The sequence below is a fragment of the Arhodomonas sp. KWT genome (assembly GCF_010993615.1).
Window position 1 is genome coordinate 22,144 of record NZ_WNXE01000019.1, and the last position, 4,970, is coordinate 27,113.

The 4,970-nt window shown below is 69.2% G+C and carries 3 protein-coding genes and 1 pseudogene; 2 read left to right on the forward strand and 2 right to left on the reverse strand.

Going from position 1 to position 4,970, the window contains the following annotated elements; genetic code table 11:
- On the reverse strand, positions 1–509 hold a 509-nt coding region (locus G7A99_RS05815; RefSeq protein WP_163139186.1), incomplete at its 3' end, for a class III extradiol ring-cleavage dioxygenase.
- Positions 510–659: 150 nt separating this feature from the next.
- Between G7A99_RS05815 and G7A99_RS05820 the strand changes: the two genes are divergently transcribed.
- Positions 660–1,604 (forward strand): LysR substrate-binding domain-containing protein, encoded by a 945-nt coding sequence (locus G7A99_RS05820; protein ID WP_240466113.1) that lies wholly within the window; start codon positions 660–662, stop codon positions 1,602–1,604.
- A 150-nt stretch (positions 1,605–1,754) separates the two neighbouring features.
- Complete coding sequence (locus G7A99_RS05825; protein ID WP_163139180.1) at positions 1,755–3,716, forward strand: methyl-accepting chemotaxis protein; 1,962 nt, start codon at positions 1,755–1,757, stop codon at positions 3,714–3,716.
- A 126-nt stretch (positions 3,717–3,842) separates the two neighbouring features.
- On the opposite strand, the pseudogene G7A99_RS25225 reads toward G7A99_RS05825, so the two are convergent.
- Positions 3,843–4,970 (reverse strand): annotated as a pseudogene (locus tag G7A99_RS25225) (hypothetical protein); the annotation flags it as partial.

A 4,970-nucleotide genomic window follows, 5' to 3' on the forward strand; every position in this document is an offset into this window, starting at 1 on the left:
ACGATCAGCACGCCCTCCCGCCGCAGCGGCGCCAGCGCCCGGCCGGCGGCCAGGTGCTCCGCCGGGTCCAGGCCGCGACGCAGGGAGAGCTGGACGATGGGCACGTCGGCATCCGGATGGATGAGCCGGAAGGGGATGAAGACCCCGTGATCCAGACCGCGCCGGGATTCCTCGGCGGTCTCCAGCCCGGCCGCCTCGAGGAGTGCGCGCACGCGGGCGGCGACGGCCGGCGCGCCCGCCACCGGGTAGGTGAGCTCGTAGGTGTGCGGGGGAAAGCCGCCGTAGTCGTAGAGCAACGGCGGGTCGGCCTGCCCGTTCACGGTGAACGCCGGTGCCTCCCAGTGTGCCGAGACGACCACCACCGCCTGGGGGCGCGGGCCGACGTGCCGGGGTACGGCGCGAAGCCAGTCGGCCATGCGGTGCCAGGTGTCGGCGGGGTCCCAGTCCATGAAGAAGCACGGGCCCGCCCCGTGGGGGATGAACAGTGTCGGTAGTGTCGGTGCGCTCATGGTTGTCACTCCGCAGTCTCAGGGGGGCGGGCCGGAGCGGGGACGGTGTCGGTCCGGGGGGCACGGGGGCTCCGGTTCGATTGCGCGTGCAGTGCGCTGGATTCGGGAGACAGCATGCCGTAGTTTCCATATTTTGGTAAGACGGCATTAATGGAACTTATGGTTGAAGAATCAGAAACCATTGGCGGGGCCGTCGAGGACCTGAGGGCGTTCTGCGCCGTTGCGGATCTCGGCACCGTCTCCGCCGCGGCGCAGCGGCTCGGCGAGACCAAGGGGGGTGTGAGCCGGCGGCTGTCGCGCCTGGAACGGCGCCTGGGCGTCGCGCTGCTGGCGCGTACGCCCCGCGCGGTGTCGCTCACCGAGGAGGGGCGGGTGTTCTTCGCGCGTACCCGGGAGGCCCTGGGACTGCTGGACGATGCCGCGGAGACGGCACGGGCCTCGCGTTCGGTACCGGACGGCCACCTGCGTGTCACCGCGCCGGTGGATCTGGGCATGGATGTGCTGCCGCCGCTGGTGACCGGGTTTCGCGCGGCCTATCCCCAGATCACCGTGGAGCTGGTGCTCACCGACACGGCGCTGGACCTCGCCGCCAACCGCATCGACCTCGCCCTGCGGGCGACCCCCGGGGCTTTGCCGGACTCCGGCTACCGGGCGTCCACCCTGCTGTCTTTCGCCATCGCGCTCTATGCCTCGCCCGCGTACCTGGACGCCCACGGGGTGCCGGACACGCCCGCCGCGCTTGCGGATCACGAGTGGGTGGTATCCCGGGAGCTCACGGGGGCGGCCAGGCTCACGCTCACCGACCGGCGCAACCGCCCGGTAACGGTGATTGTCCGGCCCGGGGTCCGCACGACGGACTACGCCAGTGTCCACCGCATCGCTGCTGCCGGGGGAGGGATCGCACCGCTGCCCGAGCCAGTCGCCCGGCGGTCGCTGGAGGAGGGGCACCTGGTCCGGGTGCTGCCCGAATGGCAGTGTGCCAGCGGCACGCTGTACGCGGTCAGCCTGCGCGGCAGCGAGGCGCCGGCGCGGGTGCGTGCCTTCCGGGCCTACCTGCGCCAGGCCCTGGCGCCTGCCCGGCCGAGGGACCACTGAACGGCATCCCTGTCTGTTGTCGACCCCGAAGCAGGAGTCGACGAATGGTAAAGATTTGGAGGATCTGGTCGATTACTTTACCAGCCTCCCACCCGCGAGGGGCTGTGCGCGGGCGGCCGGGGAGCAGGTTTGAAACAGACGGGGAAATGCATGTCCATCGCACGTAAGCTGGTGCTCGCCTTTGGTGGCACGATCATCGTCGCCGTCGTGGCGATGGTCTTCATCGCGGTCGAGGCCGCGCGTGACAATGCCGTCTCGGGCTTCACCGAAGGGAGCCTGCGTGAGATCCGCCAGGTCGACGGTGTGATAACCGGGTTTTTCGACCAGATTTCCCGGAATACGGCGTATATGGCCAGCCACCCGGCAGTACGCAGGGCGGATTCCGGGGTGACCTCCTATCTCGACACGTCCCGGGAGATGTCGATGACGCCGGAAGACAACGGGGACGTGGAGGCCGAGATATTCGGCGCATACGATCGTTTCGCTTCCGCCCATCCGGAGCTGGCCTACGTCTACATGGCGACCGAGGAAGGTGGTTACGTTCAGTGGCCGAAGGGTCGGATCGGGGCGGGGTACGATCCGCGTGAACGTCCCTGGTACGGCGCGGCAAAGGCGTCGCCGAATGAGACGGTCATGACCGACGCGTACTATTTCAGCACCGACGACGTTGCCATCGTGAGTTTTGAGCACACGATCCGCGACGGGCGGGGCGAGGTGATAGGCGTGCAGGGCATGGACGTGTCGCTGGAGACGCTGACCGAGCGCGTCGCGGATATCGAGTTCGGTGACGAAGGCTACCTGATGCTGGTCGAGGATACCGGCACCGTGCTGGTCGACCCCAGTAATCCCGATCACAACTTCCACAACCTCGGTGAGCTCGAAGGCGGTGATTACGCCCGGCTGGCGGAACGCGATGAAGGGTCCGTGGCCTTGCAGATCGGGGGCAAGGCGTACCAGGCCAGTATTTATACGTCGCCCGGGCTCGGCTGGAAGTTCATCGGCCTGATCCCGCGCTCGGAGATGATGGCGGCGGCCAACCGGGTGACCATTCAGATGGCGGCCGTCGGTGTTGCCGTGATTGTCGTCGCCATATTCGTGGCATTGCTGATCGCCCGTTATCTCACGCGCCCGATCGTCAGCGTTACCGAGAAAATGCGTGACATTGCGGAGGGTGAGGGGGATCTCACGCAGCGTCTTCCTGTGCATGGCAGGGACGAGATGACGGACCTCGCCGAGCAGTTCAATGCCTTCGTCGACAAGGTCCGGCGTGCCATCTCCGAGGTCAGCGGTACTACCCAGCAGCTTGCCTCGTCTGCCGAAGAGCTCAACCAGGTCGCTGCCCAGACCCAGGACGTGGTACGACAGCAGAGCAACGAAACGGACCAGATCGCCTCGGCGATCAACGAGATGACGGCGACCGTGCAGGAGATATCCCGCAACTCCGGCGAGGTCGAGACGTCTGCCTCCCAGGCGGACGAAAGGGCGCGTGACGGCAACCGCATCGTCGCCGAGAACCGGGATTCGATGGATACGCTCGCCACCGATATCCAGCGTACCAGCGAGGCGGTGGCGAAGGTCGAGGCCCGCAGCCAGGAGATCCGTACTGTGCTCGATGTCATCTACGAGGTGACCGAACAGACCAATCTCCTGGCGCTGAATGCTGCGATCGAGGCGGCCCGGGCGGGCGAGCAGGGGCGCGGCTTTGCGGTGGTCGCCGAGGAGGTGCGGGCGCTGGCCAAACGCAGCAACGAGTCCGCCGTGCAGATCCGCGAGATCATCGATGGCTTGACCACGGACACGGCGGCCGCCGTGGAGATCATGGACCGTTCCCGGGAACGCTCGGTGCGCAATCAGGAACGGGCAAACGAGGCGGGTGAAGCCCTGCGGGCCATCGAGGAGGCGGTCGCCGGGATCCACGGCCAGATCACCCAGGTCGCCACGGCGGCGGAGGAGCAGAGCCAGGTGGCCGAGGAGATCAACCGCAATATCGCCCAGATCGTCGAGGCCGCCGGAAGCAGCTCCGAAGGCATGGATCAGACGCGTACCGCCAGCGACGAACTCGCGCGACTCGGCGAGACGCTGCGCGAGGTCGTCGGGCGCTTCAGGGTCTGAGCACAGCCGGCCCTGCCGGGGTCCGGGTGGCCGTGCGCCACCGCCACGCTGTACGCGCTCCGTCGCCGCGGTGGCGGGCCACTGGGGCGCGGCCTGCCCGCCTCATGCCCCGGCCGAGGGCCGGCGTCAGCGGGCGGTGGCCCCGGGCCGGTGCACCCCGGCCGTGCGCGGCGCCCGCTCGGGGAACTCGGAGGTTGCCGCGCCGGCGCCCAGTACGGCCTCGGCCTGCTCGTAACGGGTCTCCCGGTAGCCCTTGACGTTGTCCAGCTGCATGAGCCGCCGGCGGCGCTCGTCCACGGCCAGGCGGGGCACGGCCTCCAGCAGTTCCTCCCGGATTTGCCGGGCGATGGCGTTCTCGCGCCGGTGCCACCGGGGCAGGACGCGGCGCAGCACGCGCAGGTGACGCATGGTGCGCAGCATCCAGTCCCGCGGGTTCAGATCGAATTCGATCCTGCGGCCGGCGACGTCGAAGCTCGGACGGTTGATGTGCCCCACCTCCACGCTGCGGCCGAGGTGGCCGTAGCGCCGGCGGGCGCGCTCGCGCTCCAGCGGCGAGACCAGCAGGTGCGAGACGAACACCTCGTCCTTGATGAAGTAGGTCCTGGCGAGGGCCCGCAGCGCGATACGCTGGTGTGCCGCGTCCGGGTACAGCCCGGGCAGTCGCGCGGCGTCGGCGAGGAAGTCGTCGAGGCGGGCACCGCGGTCGTAGACCAGCAGATCGTGGACATACTGGCCGAGGTGTTCGCGCTCGATCTCCGGCAGGCGTGCGGCGAGGCTGTCGGTCGCCCGCTCGAGGGCGTTCGCGAGCCGTCCGCTGCGCTCCCAGGGCGCGGTGCCGTCGCGCAGGCTCGCGTGAAGGGGGGCCAGCGGGTCCTCGTGTGCCGCCGTCTCGCCGAAGGTCCGGGCGATCGCCTCCGCACCCTCGACGACGAATCGCCGGCCCAGGGTGAACGCCCGCCAGTTCGCGTCGAACTCGCTTGCCGGCACCGCGCGGGCGAAGGCCTCGCGGAGGTTGTGCAGGGTGAACGGCATGCCCCCCTGCTGGTAGGCAACGCCCAGCAGCATGGCCGAGGCATAGACGTTGCGGCCGAGCAGGCGGTGGGTCAGTGCACGGGCGCCGGCGAGGTGGGCGCGCTCGCCGAGCGCCTCACGAAGCCGGCCGCGGATGTCGGCGGCGGTCGGCGCGGGCGCGTCCTCGCCGCGGTCGAGCATGACCGACAGCGGCAGCTGGAAGGTCTCGTCCACCACGGCGAT